The 16,756-nt window shown below is 72.7% G+C and carries 11 protein-coding genes; 8 read left to right on the forward strand and 3 right to left on the reverse strand.

The genetic code is table 11. The features are described from left to right. Positions 1 to 50 precede the first annotated feature (50 nt). Positions 51 to 1,214 carry a M20/M25/M40 family metallo-hydrolase gene (locus tag IFT51_RS09385; RefSeq protein WP_197981945.1) on the forward strand — a complete coding sequence of 388 codons (1,164 nt, stop codon included), beginning with the start codon at positions 51 to 53 and terminating at the stop codon, positions 1,212 to 1,214. Positions 1,215 to 1,367: 153 nt separating this feature from the next. Next, complete coding sequence (locus IFT51_RS09390; protein ID WP_192060820.1) at positions 1,368 to 2,093, forward strand: hypothetical protein; 726 nt, start codon at positions 1,368 to 1,370, stop codon at positions 2,091 to 2,093. 20 nt (positions 2,094 to 2,113) lie between these two features. Here the strand turns inward: IFT51_RS09390 and IFT51_RS09395 are convergent, their stop codons facing one another. From IFT51_RS09395 to IFT51_RS09405, 3 genes are all read right to left on the reverse strand, one after another. After that, the gene (locus tag IFT51_RS09395) at positions 2,114 to 3,121 is read right to left on the reverse strand and encodes an acetamidase/formamidase family protein (RefSeq protein WP_192060821.1); all 1,008 of its coding nucleotides are present in this window, start codon (positions 3,119 to 3,121) and stop codon (positions 2,114 to 2,116) included. Next, entirely contained in the window at positions 3,118 to 4,581 is a 1,464-nt protein-coding gene (locus tag IFT51_RS09400) for an APC family permease (RefSeq protein WP_192060822.1), read from the reverse strand. The genes IFT51_RS09395 and IFT51_RS09400 overlap by 4 nt, the downstream gene beginning before the upstream one ends. Before the next feature lie 109 nt (positions 4,582 to 4,690). Further along, on the reverse strand, positions 4,691 to 5,596 hold the full coding sequence (locus IFT51_RS09405; RefSeq protein WP_192060823.1) for a proline iminopeptidase-family hydrolase: 906 nt from the start codon (positions 5,594 to 5,596) through the stop codon (positions 4,691 to 4,693). A gap of 94 nt (positions 5,597 to 5,690) precedes the next feature. Between IFT51_RS09405 and IFT51_RS09410 the strand changes: the two genes are divergently transcribed. From IFT51_RS09410 to IFT51_RS09435, 6 genes are all read left to right on the forward strand, one after another. Further along, the gene (locus tag IFT51_RS09410) at positions 5,691 to 6,494 is read left to right on the forward strand and encodes a FadR/GntR family transcriptional regulator (RefSeq protein WP_192060824.1); all 804 of its coding nucleotides are present in this window, start codon (positions 5,691 to 5,693) and stop codon (positions 6,492 to 6,494) included. A 343-nt stretch (positions 6,495 to 6,837) separates the two neighbouring features. Beyond that, entirely contained in the window at positions 6,838 to 9,018 is a 2,181-nt protein-coding gene (locus IFT51_RS09415) for an alpha-galactosidase (protein WP_192060825.1), read from the forward strand. Between the two features lie 186 nt (positions 9,019 to 9,204). Continuing rightward, on the forward strand, positions 9,205 to 10,755 hold the full coding sequence (locus IFT51_RS09420; protein ID WP_192060826.1) for a pyridoxal-dependent decarboxylase: 1,551 nt from the start codon (positions 9,205 to 9,207) through the stop codon (positions 10,753 to 10,755). Continuing rightward, positions 10,752 to 12,128: a lysine N(6)-hydroxylase/L-ornithine N(5)-oxygenase family protein gene (locus tag IFT51_RS09425; RefSeq protein ID WP_192060827.1), complete on the forward strand. Its 1,377-nt coding sequence runs from the start codon at positions 10,752 to 10,754 to the stop codon at positions 12,126 to 12,128. Before IFT51_RS09420 ends, IFT51_RS09425 begins: the two co-directional genes overlap by 4 nt. Further along, positions 12,125 to 14,509 (forward strand): GNAT family N-acetyltransferase, encoded by a 2,385-nt coding sequence (locus IFT51_RS09430; protein WP_192060828.1) that lies wholly within the window; start codon positions 12,125 to 12,127, stop codon positions 14,507 to 14,509. The genes IFT51_RS09425 and IFT51_RS09430 overlap by 4 nt, the downstream gene beginning before the upstream one ends. 88 nt (positions 14,510 to 14,597) lie before the next feature. Then, the gene (locus IFT51_RS09435) at positions 14,598 to 16,697 is read left to right on the forward strand and encodes an acyltransferase family protein (protein ID WP_192060829.1); all 2,100 of its coding nucleotides are present in this window, start codon (positions 14,598 to 14,600) and stop codon (positions 16,695 to 16,697) included. Positions 16,698 to 16,756: the final 59 nt, after the last annotated feature.

Below are 16,756 nucleotides of genomic sequence, written 5' to 3' on the forward strand. Positions count from 1 at the left end.
TCACTGTAGCGTCGAGGTCCGACACTGCAGCGCCGGAGGAGAACCGCACCGTGAACGACGACACCATCGACCCGTCCGCCCTCCGATCCGAGGTCGAGGCGCGTCACGATCGGATGATCGCGGACCTCGTGGCGTACGCCTCCCTCGAGACGCCGTCCGACGACGTCGACCTGCTCGCGGTCGGCCTCGCCTGGATCGAGTCCTGGTTGACGGCGACCGCCGGCCCGGCCGCCGCCCGACGGGTGCGCGTCGTCGAGGGCTACGGCGACTCGGTCACGCTCGAGTACCCCTCGCCCACGGGCTCCGCCGAGTGGGTCAGCGCGCTCTGCCACTACGACACGGTGTGGTCGGAGGGCACTCTCGCCGACTGGCCGGTGACGATCGACGGCGACGTCATGACCGGGCCCGGCGTCTTCGACATGAAGTCCGGGCTGATCCAGCTCGGTCACGCCATCGCGGTCTCCGATCGGCTCGGTCTGCCGCGGCCGGGCGTCCGCATCGTGCTGAACGGCGACGAGGAGGTCGGCAGCATCGCCTCGCGGCCGGTCATCGAGGCCGAGGTCGGCCGAGGAGGCGCGGTGCTGGTCTTCGAGTCCGCCGCCGAAGGAGCGGTCAAGACGGCCCGCAAGGGAGTCGGCATCTTCGAGGTCGAGACGTTCGGCGTCGAGGTGCACGCGGGGCTGCACCCGCGGTCGGGCGCGAGCGCGATCGACGAGATGGCGCGGATCATCCTCCAGCTGCACGCCGCGGCCGACATCGACGCCGGCACCTCGCTCAACGTGGGCATCGTGCAGGGCGGCACCCGCACCAACGTGAAGGCCGGCCACGCCCGGGCCTCGGTCGACGTGCGCGTCACGTCGGCGTCCGAGGTGACCCGCATCGAGCAGGTGCTGGCCGACCTCGCCCCCCACGACCCGAACGCCCGGGTGCAGGTCACCGGCGGCTGGAACCGCCCTCCGATGGAGCGCACCCCGGTCACGGCGGCCCTGTACGAGCGGGCCGCCCGGGTGTCCGCGACGCTCGGGTTCGAGCTGCGCGAGGTCTCGGTCGGCGGGGCGAGCGACGGCAACTTCGCCGCGGCCCTCGGCTGCGCCGTGCTCGACGGGGTGGGCGGCGTCGGCGGCGGGGCGCACGCCCGCCACGAGTGGATCAGCTTGGCCGGAATGGTCGAGCGCACCGAGTTCGTCTCCGCCCTCTTCGCCGACCTCGCCTGACCCGACCCGACGTCACGCGAGGGCGCACAGCGGCGTGATGCGATCGTGACTCGGCGCAGGCGAACTCATCCCCGCGACTGACGAGCCAGCTGCGCGTTCGTCAATACGGTGGTGCGAGCCCGATCTCACGGGCCCCTGGGGAACGGATCCGTCATGACACGCGCACGCACTCTGCACACCCTCGGAGCCTCGGCGCTCGTCGTGCTGTCTCTGGCCGGATGCGCCGGCGGCCCGTCCGGGGGCACGACGCCGAGCCCGACCCCGAGCATGAGCACCAGCGCCGGCGCGACTCCCGACGACGGCGAGACGGCGACGCCCACCGCTCCGCCTGAGTCGAGCCCGACGCCGACCGGCGCGGCGACCCCGACCCCGACGACCTCCGAGACGCCGGCCGCGTCTCCCGTGAACATCCCCACCGACTGCACGCAGATCGTCGACTCGGCGACCTACGCGGCGACGATGGGCGAGACCCCGCTGAACCCCGAGGGCTACCTCCGGCGCGACGGCACCCCGTTAGGAGCCCGGACGCCGACCGTGCCGCCTGCCGACGCGACCCTCGTGCAGATCGTCGACTCGGCCGCCGCGCTCGACTGCCTGTGGCGCGACCCGCGAGCCGACATCACCGGTCTCGGCGTGACCATGGGGCGCCTCGATCAGGCGACCAGCGCCTCCCTGCTGTCTCTGGCGGCAGCCGACGGTGCGACCTGCAGCGACGCCCAGGGCGGCCGGCTGTGCCAGAAGTCGGAGACGGCGGAGCAGTACCAGACCGACATCACGGACACGTACTTCGTGCGCGGCGACCTGTTCGTGCACGTCTTCCAGTCGAACTTCCCGACGAACGATCTGCTCGGCTCGATCCTGGCGCACACCGCGAGTTGAGCACCGAGCCGCAGCGGGCGCTACAGCACGCTCTTCGGCACCCGGTGCAGCGTCACGGCGCCGACCGCGTCGAACGGGTGCAGCGGGTCCGGGGCGCCCGACCCCGTCGGCCCGCCGAGCCGTGAGTGCCCGACGGCGCTGAGCACCGCGTAGGCGTCGCCGCGGGTCCAGCCGTGGTCGTCGACCAGGAACGAGAACGCGTCCTCGTACCCGCGCCGGATGCTCTCCTGCACCGGCTCGCCCAGCCCGACGAAGATCCAGTCGTCGGCCGTCTCGATCCGAGGGGCCCGCAGCGAGAGCCCCTTCACGACGTCGATCGACACGACCGCCGTGCCCTCCGCCTCGATGGCGACGAACGACGACTCGCCCTCGGCCATGATCGCGTGCACGTCGCCGATCGAGAGGTACGCGCCCTCGACCATGACGGGCAGGTACACGGTCGAGCCGACGCGGTTCTCGGTGACGTCCATGTTGCCGCCCTGCGCGTACGCCGGCATGATCGTCGAGTTCTCGCCGGTCGCCGGGGCGGTGCCCATGCAGCCGATCATCGGCCGCGGTGCGAACACGTGCCGGTCGGTCACGTGCACCCCCTCGTCGTCGATGGGCACGCGGCGCGTGAACATCTCGTCGCCCATCACGTGCTGCAGTGCGCCCGACCCGGGCAATGCGACGGACCAGCCGTGCGCCACGAGCCGGATCTCGTGCACGGTCACGGCGAGCGCGTCGCCGGGCATCGCACCTTCGACGTAGACGGGGCCGGTGACGGGGTTGATCGGCACCGACAGCTTCGCGAGGTCGCGGTGCTCGTGCAGCTCGGCGTAGACGGCGTCACTGGTCTCGAAGCCGATGCGCTCGCCCGTGCCGGGGGTGATCCGCAGGGCGGGCTCGACGTCGGCGGTGAAGCCGGGGCGCCCATGCTCCTTGCCCAGGAAGTGGTCGACACCGTCGACACGTCCCGCCGAGGAGGCGCGGGTCGGGTCGCCCGCGCCCCCGCCGGCCCCCGAGGCGGTCGCCTCCACCCCGCTCATGCGTCGTGCCGTTCGGAGTCGGCGGCGGGTGCGGCCGTGGCCGGCGTCGCACCGTGGTCGGCACCGGACGGGATGACCGGCGCCGCGCCTCCTCGGCTCCGGTAGTAGAGGAACACGCCTGCGCCGAGCACGAGCCAGACGAGTCCGCCGATCTTGGCCTCGGGGGCGGCGTTCACGAGCACGTAGCCGATGATGAGGAACCCGATGACGGGCACGACGAGGTGCAGCAGCCAGTTGCGCGACTTCCTCTTGACGACGTAGTGCACGACGACCGAGACGTGCAGCAGCATGAAGCCGAACAGGGCGCCGAAGTTCACCAGTGACGCGATGAGGTCGATCTGTCCGACGAAGAACAGCACGAGCACGGCCGACAGCGCCGAGACGAGCAGGATGGCGGCCTGCGGCACCTGGCGGCTGTTGATGGTGGACAGGAACGCGGGCAGCTGACGGTCGCGGCTCATCGAGAAGAGCAGACGCGAGGTGGCGGCCTGCGCGGCCATCGCGTTGGCGATGCCGATCGCGAGCACGTTGACGACCAGGAACGCCGTCGACCAGCCGCTGCTCGACGCCGCCTCGACCAGCGAGAAGAACGCGTTGCCGACCTCGTCCTTCCCGAAGGAGTCGCGACCGGCGGCGAGGGCGCTGGCGAGCCAGGTCTGCACGACGAAGAGCGTGGCGACGATCACCAGGGCGATGATCATGGCCTTGCCCGCTCCGCCGCGCTTGCCGGTGCTCTCCTCCGACAGCGTCGAGATGCCGTCGAAGCCCAGGAAGCTCAGCACCGCGATCGACAGCGCCGACGCGAGGAGCGGCGCGGTGACCTTGCTGGAGTCCCAGATCGGGTCGGCGGTGAACTCGGCGCCGGGGATCGTGCCGTCGTTCAGCGCGATGACCGCGATGATGACGAAGATCACGACGAAGACGACCTCGATGGCCAGGAACACCCGGTTCATCAGCTTGATCGAGCTGATGCCGAGCAGGTTGATCGCGGTGTTGATCGCGACGAAGATCAGCGCCCACATCCACCGGGCGCTCCCGGGGAAGATCCCGATCATCGACTCGGCGGCGAAGACGTAGAGCAGCGTCGGCACGAGCAGGTAGTCGAGCAGGATCGCCCAGCCGGCGAAGAACCCGGCGATGGGGTGGATGCCGCGACCGACGTACGAGAACACCGAACCGGCCAGCGGGATCGACTTCGCCATCTGCGCGTAGGCGAGCGCCGTGAAGATCATCGCGATGAGGCCGATCAGGTAGACCAGCGGCACCATGCCCGACGACGCGTTGTAGACGGTGCCGAAGATGGCCCAGGGCGCGATCGGCACCATGAAGATCAGGCCGTAGATGAGCAGATCGACGGTCGTGACCGACCGCTTCAGCTCCTGCTTGTAGCCGTACTGCTCGAGTTGCTGCTGGTTGCTCAGCTCGCCGCCGGGGGCGCCGGTCGTCGTTCCAGTGGACATGGTGTGCTCTCTCGCTCGGGTGGGATGCGGGGGTGGAGCCGGGGAGGTGCGGGTCGGGTCGGTCAGGAGGCGCGGGCCGGGAAGCGCGGCGCGGGAGGCGCGGTGCCGGTCAGGCCGCGTCGTGCGCCGCGAGGAACTGGCCGACGACGGCTCGGAACTCCTCGGGCTGCTCGAGGTGCGAGCAGTGGCTCGCGCCGGCGAAGACGTGCGAGCGCACGTCGGCGATGCCGTCGACGAACGGCTGCCAGGTGGCCGGGGTCGCCTCGTCGTGCTCGCCGGCGACCACGAGGGTGGGGGCGGTGACGCGGGGTAGCCGGTCGACGATGCTCCAGTCGCGCATCGTGCCGATGACGTGGAACTCGTTGGGCCCGTTCATCGTGTGATAGACGGTGGGCTCGGCCTCCATCTGCGCCTCGCTGTCGACGAAGTCCTGAGGCATGGGGACGACGCGGCAGACGTGCCGCTCGTAGAACACCTGCGTCGCGGCGAGGTACTCCGGGTCCGTGGTGGTGCCCGCATCCTCGTGACGCTCCAGCGCCTCCTGCACGTCGACCGGCAGCAGCGCCCGCAGCTCGGCCGCGCCCTCGACCCAGAGCTGCATGGAGGCGGGCGAGTTGCAGATCGCGAGACCCGCGAGACCCGCGGGCTGGCGCACGGCGATCTCGGCGCCGAGCATGCCTCCCCACGACTGGCCGAGCACGTGGAACCGCTCGAACCCGAGGTGCGCGACGACCGCGTCGAACTCGGCGACGAACAGGGCGGGGCTCCAGGTCTCGACGGGGGCGTCGGGGCGGTGGCTGCTGCGGCCGCAGCCGAACTGGTCGTAGTGCACGACGGTGCGACCGGTCTCGTCGGCGAGCGCCGCGAGGTTGCGGAGGTAGTCGTGGGCCATGCCCGGGCCGCCGTGCAGCACGATCAGGGGCAGCGCGCCCGGCGTCGGGCGGTCGGGGGTCGTGACCTGGTACCAGGTGACGCCGTCGCGGAACGGGAGGGTGGAGGAGGTGCTCGTCGACATGCGGGACAGTGTGCGTCACGTAAAGGTCTCGCGCCTAGACCTTTGCCGATGACTTAACGTGGGTGTAACAAACGCCGCTCGGGAGGGTCGACGCATGACGCCACGCGAGGCCGCCGACGCCGGGGCGCCCGGGGCGTCCGGGGCGTCCGACAGCGCCCCCTCCGCCCCCGCCGGCGCCCTCGCCGCGCCCGTCGAGTCGTCGAGCCGCGTCGACGACGTGACCGACCGGCTGGTGACCGCCATCGCGACCGGCGAGTACCTGCCCGGCCAGCGCCTCCCTCCCGAGCGCGACCTCGCCGCATCGCTGCGCGCCGGGCGCATGACCGTCCGGGCCGCGCTCGCCCGACTCGTCGAGCAGGGCATGATCGAGACCCAGCGCGGGCGCGGTGGCGGGTCGTTCGTCCGCGAGCAGCACACGACGTCGTCCGACGCCATCGCGCAGCGGACCCTCGGGGCGCGCTGGGCGGACCTCAGCGACACGAGCGAGGCGATCGGGCGACTGCACGGGACGATCGCCGAGGCCGCCGCCGAGAACCACACGCCCGCCGACGCCGCCGAGCTGCGCGAGCGCCTCGAGGGCTACCGCGAAGCCGAGTCGGGCCGGGCGTCGCAGCGGGCCGACGCCCTGCTGCACGTGGCGATCGCCGAGGCGGCGCACAACACGACGCTGCGCGAGGTCCTCTTCGCCCTGGAGGCGCGGGTCAGCATCGCGGCGCCGGCCCACCTCTGGGGCGGCCCCGACGGCATGCGCGAGATGGAGCTGCGGGCGCTCGGCGATCACGAGGCGCTGGTCGACGCGATCTGCGGCGGTCGGGCGACGGAGGCGGCGGGCATCGCGCGCGAGCACGTCAAGATCGACCTCGAGCTGCTCGAGCGGGTGCTGCACCGCCGCGACTGACGCCCGCCTCTCGCGGGCTCGCAGCGTCGAGTGAGGGTGTGCGGCGCCGCCGAGCGGGTGGGTAAGGCCCTTCTCGGCGGCGACCGCCACGGACGGCGAGTGCCCGTCGATCCGAACTCACGACCTCGCGGGGGTTCGAGGGTCGTGCAGATCGTCGGGCGGGCGTCACGCAGGGGGAGGACATCCGGTTCGGGCCGGATATCCGCGTGGCTACACCGCCGTCGGTTCAGAAGATAGCAGTCGATACTCACGAGTATCGAGTCCCCCTTATGGGGGACGAGACGTGCGACGAACCTGCCCTCGTGACTTGACACGCCTATTCGTTTCGCCATAGAAATAATCCATGCGACGACGCGACGACGACTCGACCCCTGCCCTGCACCTCCGGCTCGGCGGCACGAGCGTCGTGCTCGACGTCCCCCGTGGCGCCTTGCCCGGCTTCGTCTACTGGGGCCCCGATCTCGGCGACATCTCGGAGGAGGCGCTGGTCGGCCTGGTCGCAGCGGCCCGCCCCCAGCGCGTCTCGGGTGGTCTCGACCACCCCGCGCGCCTGACGGTGCTGCCGCTCGAGCACGAGGGCTGGCAGGGCACTCCGGGCCTGATCGGCAGTCGCGCGGGTGCGGCGTTCGCTCCGGCCTTCACCGTCACCGAGACCGCCACCGACACCGACGCCGACGCCGCCTCCGTCGGCGCGGCGCCCACCGTCACCGCGCTCACCATCACCGCCGACGACGACGACGCGGGCCTCCGTCTGGGCGTCGATCTGCGGCTCGACGAGCACGGCCTGCTGCACCAGACCCTCCGCCTGACGAACACCGGCGACGACGTCTACGACCTGCACGAGCTCGCCGCGAGCTTCCCGCTGCCGCACAACGCCAGCGAAGTGCTCGACACCACGGGTCGGCACCTGCGCGAGCGCACCCCCCAGCGCCACGCGCTGACCGTCGGGCGCTACGACCGCGAGAGCCGCCGCGGTCGCCCCGGGGCCGACGCCACCCTCGTGCTCGCCGCCGGCACCCCCGGCTTCGGCTTCGAGCGCGGTCTCGTCCACGCCGTCCACCTCGCCTGGAGCGGCAACCACCGTGTCGGCGTCGAGAAGACGATCGCCGGCGCGGTCGTCACCCGGGTGTCCGAGCTGCTCGCCCCCGGCGAGGTCCGACTCGGCCCGGGCGAGAGCTACGAGACCCCCGAGGCGCTCGGCTCGTGGGGCGACGGGCTGACCGAGCTCTCGGGTCGGTACCACCGCCTCCTGCGCTCCCGTCCGCAGCATCCGTCGTCGACGCGGCCCGTCACCCTAAACACCTGGGAGGCCGTCTACTTCGACCACGACCTCGCCCGCCTGAGCGCCCTGGCCGACGCCGGGGCGCGGGTCGGCGCCGAGCGCTTCGTGCTCGACGACGGCTGGTTCCGCGGTCGCCGCGACGACACGTCGGCGCTCGGCGACTGGTACGTCGACGACGAGGTCTGGCCCGACGGCCTCGCCCCGATCATCGAGCACGTCACCGGACTCGGTCTGCAGTTCGGCCTGTGGGTCGAGCCCGAGATGGTCAGCCCCGACTCCGACCTGGCCCGTGCGCACCCCGAGTGGATCCTCGGGCCGGGCCCGCGCCTCCCGATGTCCGGGCGCCAGCAGCAGGTGCTCGACCTGTCGAACCCCGACGTGTCGGCCTACCTGCTCGAGCGCCTCGACTCGCTGCTGCGCGAGAACGACATCGCCTACCTGAAGTGGGATCACAACCGGGACCTGATGGAGGCGGGGGCCGGGTCGCCCGCGCACCCCGCGGTCCACGAGAACGTCGTCGCGCTGTACGCACTGCTCGACGAGCTGCGCCGCCGGCACCCTGCGGTCGAGATCGAGAGCTGCGCATCGGGTGGAGCGCGGGTCGACCTCGGGATCCTCGCCCGGACCGATCGGATCTGGGCGAGCGACTGCATCGACCCGATCGAGCGCCTGACGATCCAGAAGTACACGAACCTGCTGGTGCCCTACGAGCTGATGGGCGCCCATGTCAGCGGCCCCAGGTCGCACTCGACCGGACGCCGCCACGACCTGTCGCTGCGCGCGGGCGTCGCGCTGCCCGGGCACTTCGGCATCGAGTGGGACATCTCGAGCCTCGACCCCGAGGTCGAGGCGGAGCTGACGAGCTGGGTGGCGACCCACAAGCGCCACCGCGAGCTGCTGCACCACGGCACCGCCGTGCACGCCGACCTGCCCGACGCGTCGATGGACCTGCGCGGCGTCGTGTCGCCCGACCGGCGGCATGCGCTCTACACGTTCACGCAGGTGACGGCGAGCGCCAGCTACCCGCCCGGGCCGATGACCCTGCCCGGCCTCGACGACGAGCGGATGTACCGCGTCGCGCTGGCCGAGCCGACCGGAGCCCTCGGCGGGCCCGGGCAGTCGGCGCTGACGTGGGCCGTCGAGGGCGTGGTCGTGCCGGGGCGCGCCCTCCGCCTCGGCGGGGTGCAGGCGCCGGTGCTGTTCCCCGAGAGCCTCGTGCTGCTGGAGGTCACAGCCGTCTGACCCCGTGCGCACCCCTTCGTCGCCCTTTCGGAGGACATCACCTGAACCCCTGATCATGAGCCGGTTTCATCATCCCGCGACACGCCGCAGCAGCCGCACCCCGCGCTTGACACTTAGGTGAGCCTTACCTAACCTGGGCGGCGCCGTCAGAGAGCCTGGCGGCGTCCACGCACCACCGGGAGCCCCGTGTCCGATCTGCTGAACGCCTCCACCGCCGATGCCTACGCCGCCGAGACGACCGCCGTCGTCGACCGTCTCGCGCACCGCTTCCGCACGACCCGGCAGCCCTTCTCGGGCGAGAGCCGCGCCGAGCTGCAGAGCCGCGTCGACGCGGTCGACCTCGACGCCCCCGGCACCGGCACGGCCGACGCCCTCCGCGAGGTCGACGAGCTCTTCGCCGCGAACGCCGTCTGGTTCCACGACCCGGCCTACCAGTCGCATCTCAACTGCCCGGTCGCGATCCCCGCGGTCGCCGCCGAGGCGGTGCTCGCCGCGATCAACCCGTCGGTCGACACCTACGACCAGTCCGCCGTCGGCACCCTGATCGAGCGCCGACTCGTCGACTGGACCGCGGGCCGCATCGGCTTCGACCCGGCGACCCGAGACGGCGTCTTCACCTCGGGGGGCACGCAGTCGAACCTGCACGCGCTCCTCCTCGCCCGTGAGCGCGCCACCGCGACGGCCCGAGCCGAGGCCCGAGCCGAGGAGGCGCGGGTCCAGCAGCAGGAGGCCCCCGGCCGCCGCTCCGCCCCGCGCTCCCCGTCGCTGCACGATCTGCTGGCCCGCATGGTCGTGATCGCCACGGCCGAGAGCCACTTCAGCGTGCAGAAGTCGACGCGTCTGCTCGGTCTCGGCGACGACGCCGTGGTCACCGTCCCCACCGATGGAGCCGGGCGGATGCGCCCCGACGCCCTCGACGTCACGGTCGATGCGCTCGTGCAGGCCGGGCATCTGCCGATCGCCGTCGTCGCGACGGCCGGCACCACCGACCGCGGCTGCATCGACCCGCTCGCGGCCATCGCCGACGTCTGCGACCGCACCGGCGTCTGGCTGCACGTCGACGCCGCCTACGGCGGGGGCCTGCTGGTGTCGCCCACCCGTCGGCGGCTGCTCGACGGCATCGAGCGCGCCCGCTCGGTGACGGTCGACTTCCACAAGACGTTCTTCCAGCCGGTGTCGTCGAGCGCGATCGTCGTGCGAGACGGCCGCGACCTCGACCCGGTCGCCTGGCACGCCGACTACCTCAACCCGCTCGCCGACCCCGAGCCGAACCAGGTCGCGAAGTCTCTGCAGACCACCCGTCGCTTCGACGCGCTGAAGCTCTGGGCGACCCTCCGTGCCCTCGGCGCCGACGAGGTCGGCGCGCTGGTCGATCGCGTCGTCGACCTGGCCGCCGAGGTGCACGGGGTCCTCCGCGACGACGACGAGTTCGATCTGCTCGCCGAGACCCAGCTCAGCACGGTGCTGTTCCGCTGGCAGCCGTCGCACGTCGACGACGAGACCGCCGACCGGCTCGTGCCGCTCGTCCGTCGGGTGCTGTTCGAGTCGGGTCGGGCCGTCGCCGCCAAGACCGTCGTCGACGGGCGCCCCTGCCTCAAGCTGACGCTGCTGGATCCCGAGTCGCGTCTCACCGACGTGACGGACGTGCTCGACCTGATCCGCGCCTCCTCGGCCGCCCTGCTCGAGAGCGACGACCTCGCCGCCACCGCGCCGACCACCGAGGGGTCGGCCCGATGACCGCCGCACGCACCGCCGACCGAGCACAGGCCGACGCCGCACGCACCCCCGACCACGTCCACGACCTCGTCGGCATCGGCATCGGCCCCTTCGGTCTCGGTCTCGCCGCGCTCACCGATCCGCTCGACGATCTCGACGCGGTCTTCGTCGACGCCGCCGACGGGTTCCGCTGGCATCCCGGGATGATGATCGAGGGCGCGACGATCCAGGTGCCGTTCCTGGCCGATCTCGTGACGATGGCCGATCCGACCTCGCGCTTCTCGTTCCTGGCGTTCCTCAAGGCGACCGGCCGCCTCTACGCGTTCTACATCCGCGAGAGCTTCTACCCGCTGCGTGCCGAGTACGACGCCTACTGCCGCTGGGTCGCCGATCAGCTCGACACCCTGCGCTGGGGGCGGCGCGTCACCGCGGTCACCGAGCTCGACGACGGCACCCTGCTGGTCGAGGCCGAGCGCACCGCGACCGGAGAGCGCGAGGCGTGGCGCACCCGGCACGTCGTGCTCGGCATCGGCACCGAGCCGCGCCTCCCCGACGCCGTCCGCGGGCTGGAGGGCCCCGTCGTGCACAGCGCCGGCTACCTCCGCGAGCGCGAGCGGCTGCGCGACGCCGACTCGGTCACGATCGTCGGCAGCGGGCAGTCCGCCGCCGAGATCTACCGCGACCTCCTCGACACGACCCGAGGAGGCGCGGCGTCCGCGCCGCAGACCGGTCACCGCCTCGACTGGGTCACCCGCTCGCCCCGGTTCTTCCCGATGGAGTACACGAAGCTCACGCTCGAGCTGACCAGCCCCGAGTACACCGACCACTTCCACGCCCTGCCGGCCGACGAGCGCGAGCGGCTGGGTCGCGAGCAGCGCAGCCTCTACAAGGGCATCAGCGGCGAGCTGGTCGACGACATCCACGAGACGCTCTACCGGCTCACCCTCGACGGCCCGCTCGACACGACCCTGCTGACCGAGACCGAGCTCGTCGCCGCCGAGTGGCACGCCGACCGCGAGGTCTTCACCCTGACCCTGCGGCACGCCCAGCTCGGCACGACGACCCTGCGCGAGACCGCCGCGCTCGTGCTCGCGACGGGGTACGCGCCGCGCGTGCCGGGGTTCCTTGATCCGCTCGGCGACCGGGTGGCCCGCGACGGGCGGGGCCGCCTCGCCGTCGCCCGCGACTACTCGATCGACGCCAGCGGCGCCGGTCGCCTCCTCGTCATGAACGCCGAGGAGCACACGCACGGCCTCACCGCCCCCGACCTCGGCTTCGCGGCCTGGCGCGCCTCGAGCATCATCGAGTCGATCACCGGTCGCGAGGTCTACGCCGTCGAACGCCGCACGGTCTTCCAGACCTTCGGCCTGCCCACCGGGGAGGTCGCCCGATGAGCGCCCTCACCGCCCCGCCCGTCGTCGCCGAGGAGGCGCGGGTCGCGCCGTTCTCGCACCGCGCCTCCTGCGGTCTGGTCACCCTCGAGCCGTTCGACCCCGAGCCGTTCGCCGTGCCGCTGCGTCGCTGGCTGTCGCACCCGGCGTCGGAGTCGTGGGGCATGGTCGGGGTCAGCACCGACGAGGTGCGCCGGTACGTCGCCGCGGTGACCGCCGACCCGCACCAGGACGCCTGGCTCGGCCGCGTCGACGGCGAGCCGATGTTCTTCGTCGAGACCTACGATCCGGCCCACGTGCTGCTGACCGAGGTGCATGACGCCGAGCCGGGCGATGTGGGGATGCACCTGCTCGTCGCACCGGCGCCGCCGCCCGAGCAGCGGGTGCCGGGTCTCACGTCGGCGATCATGGCGACGGTGGTGCGCTTCGTCTTCGAGCGGCTCGACGCGCGGCGCATCGTGGTGGAGCCCGACGTCGAGAACATCCGCATCGCCGCCAAGAACGACGAGGTCGGATTCCGCGCGGTCGGCGACGTCGATCTGCCCGACAAGCGCGCACGGCTGTCGGTGCTCACCCGCGACGACGCCGCGGCCGCCCACCTCGCACCCGGGCCGATGGGCTGGGCCCACCGGCATCTGGTCGCCAAGTCGCTGTCGGAGTTCTCGCACGAGCGACTCGTCGCCCCGCACGACGAGGGCGGCGGGTGGTGGTCGCTGACCGTCGAGGGGGTGGGCGGCCCCGGCGACCCGACCCGCGCCTCCTCGGTGGGGGCGGCGTCGACGCGCCCGGTCGTCGTCTACCGGTTCCGCGCCCGGGTGCACGAGCTCGAGCACTGGGTGGTCGACGAGCCGAGCGTCGCGCGCGAGATCGACGGAGCACCCGCCGAGCTCGACGCGCTCGAGCTGATCGCCGAGCTGCAGAGCGTGCTGGGGCTGCCCGACGAGCTGATGGCCGTCTACCTCGAGGAGCTCTCGTCGACGCTCACGAGCGCGGCCGCGAAGCGCCTGCAGGGCGGCCCCACGGCCGAGCAGCTGACCACGGCCGACTTCCAGACCATCGAGGCGGCGATGACGGAGGGCCACCCGGCGTTCGTCGCCGCGAACGGCCGGATCGGCTTCGGGCTCGACGAGTTCCGCGCCTACGCCCCCGAGACCGCGGCCCCGATCCGCCTCGTCTGGCTGGCCGCCCGCCGGTCGGGCACGCATCTCGCGCTCGGCGACGGGCTCGACGAGCAGACGCTGCTCGGCGCCGAGCTCGGCGAGCGGACCCTCGCGCGGTTCGCCGCGACCCTGGCCGCCAAGGGCCTCGATCCGGTCGACTACCACTACCTGCCGGTGCACCCGTGGCAGTGGCAGCACCGCGTCGCGATCACGTTCGCGCCCGACGTCGCCCGGCGCGACCTCGTGCTGCTCGGCGAAGGCGACGACGACTACCAGGCGCAGCAGTCGATCCGCACGCTCGCGAACCGGTCGCACCCCGAGCGGGCCTACGTGAAGACGGCGCTGGCGATCCAGAACATGGGGTTCCTCCGGGGGCTGTCGCCCGCCTACATGCGGCCGACGCCCGCGATCAACGACTGGGTGCACGGGCTCGTCGCCGACGATGCGACCCTGCAGGAGGCGCGGTTCCGGATCCTGAGGGAGCGCGCCTCCGTCGGCTACACCGGCGACGCCTACCACCGCACCACGACCCCGTCGCCGCAGCGCAAGATGATCGCGGCGCTCTGGCGGGAGAGCCCGGTGCCGCTGACCGCCCCGGGCGAGAGGCTCATGACGATGGCGGGGCTGCTGCACCGCGATGCGGCGGGCGGGCTGCTGGCGTCGGCGCTCGTCCGGGCGTCGGGGATGCGCGCCGCGGACTGGGTGCGCTCGTATCTGCACGCGTACCTGCGACCGGTCGTGCACTGCCTCCGCGCCCACGAGCTGGCGTTCATGCCGCACGGCGAGAATCTCATCCTGGTGCTCGAGAGGCACGTGCCGACGGCGGTGTTCATGAAGGACATCGGCGAGGAGGTCGTGCTGCTGGCTCCCCGCGACGTGCCGCCCCTGGTCGAGCGCATCGTGCAGCCCGTCGACGACCGCGAGAAGGCGCTGGCCGTGTTCACCGACGTCTTCGACGGGGTGTTCCGCTACCTAGCGGCGGCCCTCGACGACGACGGGGTGCTGCCGGCCCGCGAGTTCTGGCGGCTCGTCGCGGAGTGCGTCGACCGGCACGCCGACGAGCACCCGGCGCTGGCCGACGCGCTCGACCTGCGCGTCGACCGGTTCGACCACTCGTGCCTCAACCGGCTGCAGCTGCGCGACGCCCGGCAGATGGTCGATCTGGCGGCGCAGTCGTCGTCGCTGATCTACGCGGGCACGCTGGCGAACCCGATCGCTCGGTGAGGCGGGGCGGGTGCGGAGGCGGGGCGCGGTGAGGTGGGGGCGGCGCCCGGGTCGACGCATAGGGGTCGTGATGTTATAGCCTGACGGGATGCACGTCTCCGCCGCACACCCTCGTCGCGCCGACATCCAGGGGCTCCGGGCGGTGGCCGTCATCGCGGTGCTCCTGTACCACTTCGGGGTGCCCGGGCTCTCGGGCGGGTACGCGGGGGTCGACGTGTTCTTCGTCGTCTCGGGGTTCCTCATCACCGGCAATCTGCTGCGCGAGCACGCCCGGACGGGCCGGGTGTCGCTCGCGAAGTTCTGGTCGCGGCGGGTGGCCCGGCTCGCGCCGCCGGCTCTGCTGGTGGTCGCGGCCACGGTCGCCGCGTGCGTCGTCTGGATGCCGCCGCTGCTCTGGCGGTCGACCGCCCGCGAGGCGCTCCTGGCGACCGTCGGGGTCGCGAACATCGACTTCGCCCGCTCGGGCACCCGGTACCTGAGCGCGAGCGAGCCCTCGGTCTTCCAGCACTTCTGGTCGCTCGGCGTCGAAGAGCAGTTCTACCTGGTCTGGCCCCTGGCGCTCGTCGCCGTGCTCGCGGTGGCGGGGCGGCGCCTGCTCGCCGTCGTCCTGGGGGTGGCGACCGCCGCCTCCTTCGTGCTCTGCCTCTGGCTGGTCACGGTGTCGCAGCCCTGGGCCTTCTTCGCGCTGCCGTCGCGCGCGTGGGAGCTCGGGGCCGGGGCGCTGCTCGCCGTCGGCGCCGGACGGCTGGGCGGGGTGCCCCGGTTGGGCGGGATGCCCCGACTGGGCGCGGTACCCCGGTTGGGCGGGGTGCCCCGGTTGCTCGCGACGGTCACGGGGTGGCTCGGGCTCGCCGCGATCGCCTCGGCCGTCGTGCTGCTCGACGAGTCGACGGTGTTCCCCGGGGCGGCGGCGCTGCTGCCGGTGCTGGGCACGGCCGCGGTGATCGCCGCGGGCTCGGTCGGGGCGGGCTCGGTCGCCGCCGCGGACTCGGACGCGGCGGACTCGGTCGCGGCGGATCGTCTGCCGATGGTCTCGAGCGTGCTCTCGTGGCGGCCGCTGACCAGGGTCGGCGACATCTCCTATCCGCTCTATCTATGGCACTGGCCGCTGCTCGTCGTCCCGACTCTCGCGCTCGGACGCGACATCCGCCCGGGCGAGGTCGTCGCGGCCGCGGTCTGCTCCGTCGTCCTGGCGGCGCTCACCCACGTCACCCTCGAGAACCGTCTGACTCCCCGCCTGGCGACCCGCCGCCCACGGACCATCGCCGTCGCGGGCCTGACCACCGCCGCCCTGGTCGCCGGAGTCTCGGGTGCGGCTCTGGCGGACCCGGTGCTGTCCACGGACGTCGTGCTGGCCTCCCCGACGGCCGACGACGTCCGGGCCGGGCCGGTCGCGGCGACGGTCGTGCCCGCCGATCTCTCCCCCGGGCTCGCGGACGTCGACGAGTCGATCCCGACGATCTACGCCGACGGCTGCCACGCCGACTACCAGGTCGTCGCGGCGCTCGGCTGCTCGTTCGGCGACCCCGACGGGCCGACGACGGCCCTGGTCGGCGACTCGCACGCCGCGCAGTGGTTCACGCCGCTGCGCGACCGGGTCGAGCGACGGGGCGAAGAGCTGATCGTGCACACGAAGCTGGCGTGCCCGGTGGTCGAGCTCGTGCTCGAGCATCCGCACGCCGCCCGCGACTACACCGAGTGCGCGAGCTGGCGGGACGACGTCGTGGCGACGCTCGTCGAAGAGCCCGTCGACACGGTCGTGGTCTCGCACGCCGTCAGCGGGTACCGGCTGGTCGCGCGGTCGCCCGACGACTTCGAACGCGAGTGGGCGACGGGGCTCGAACGGTTCGTCGACGCCCTCCCCGACTCGACGCGCGTCGTCGTGCTGGGCGACGTCCCGCGGTGGCCCGATCGCCCCCCGCTCTGCCTCTCGTCCCATCTCGACGACGTCGCCGCCTGTTCGGCACCGGTGGAGGCGCTCGTCGACGCGCCGGCGACGGCGGCGGACCGGGGTGCGGCCGAGCGGTCGCGGGTTCGCTACGTCCCGACGCTCGACTGGATGTGCACCGAGACGTGCTCGCCCGTGGTCTGGAACTCGCTCGCCTTCCGCGACACGAACCACCTCACCGACGGCTTCGCGCGAGTGCTCGGGCCCCGACTCGACGAGGTGCTCGACGCCGCCCGCTGAGAGAGCGGATGCGCTCGCCCGTCCACTCTCGCCCACCACGGGATCGAGTGGTCAGAACA

This window comes from Frigoribacterium sp. CFBP 13712 (genome assembly GCF_014842255.1).
GTDB lineage: Bacteria > Actinomycetota > Actinomycetes > Actinomycetales > Microbacteriaceae > Frigoribacterium.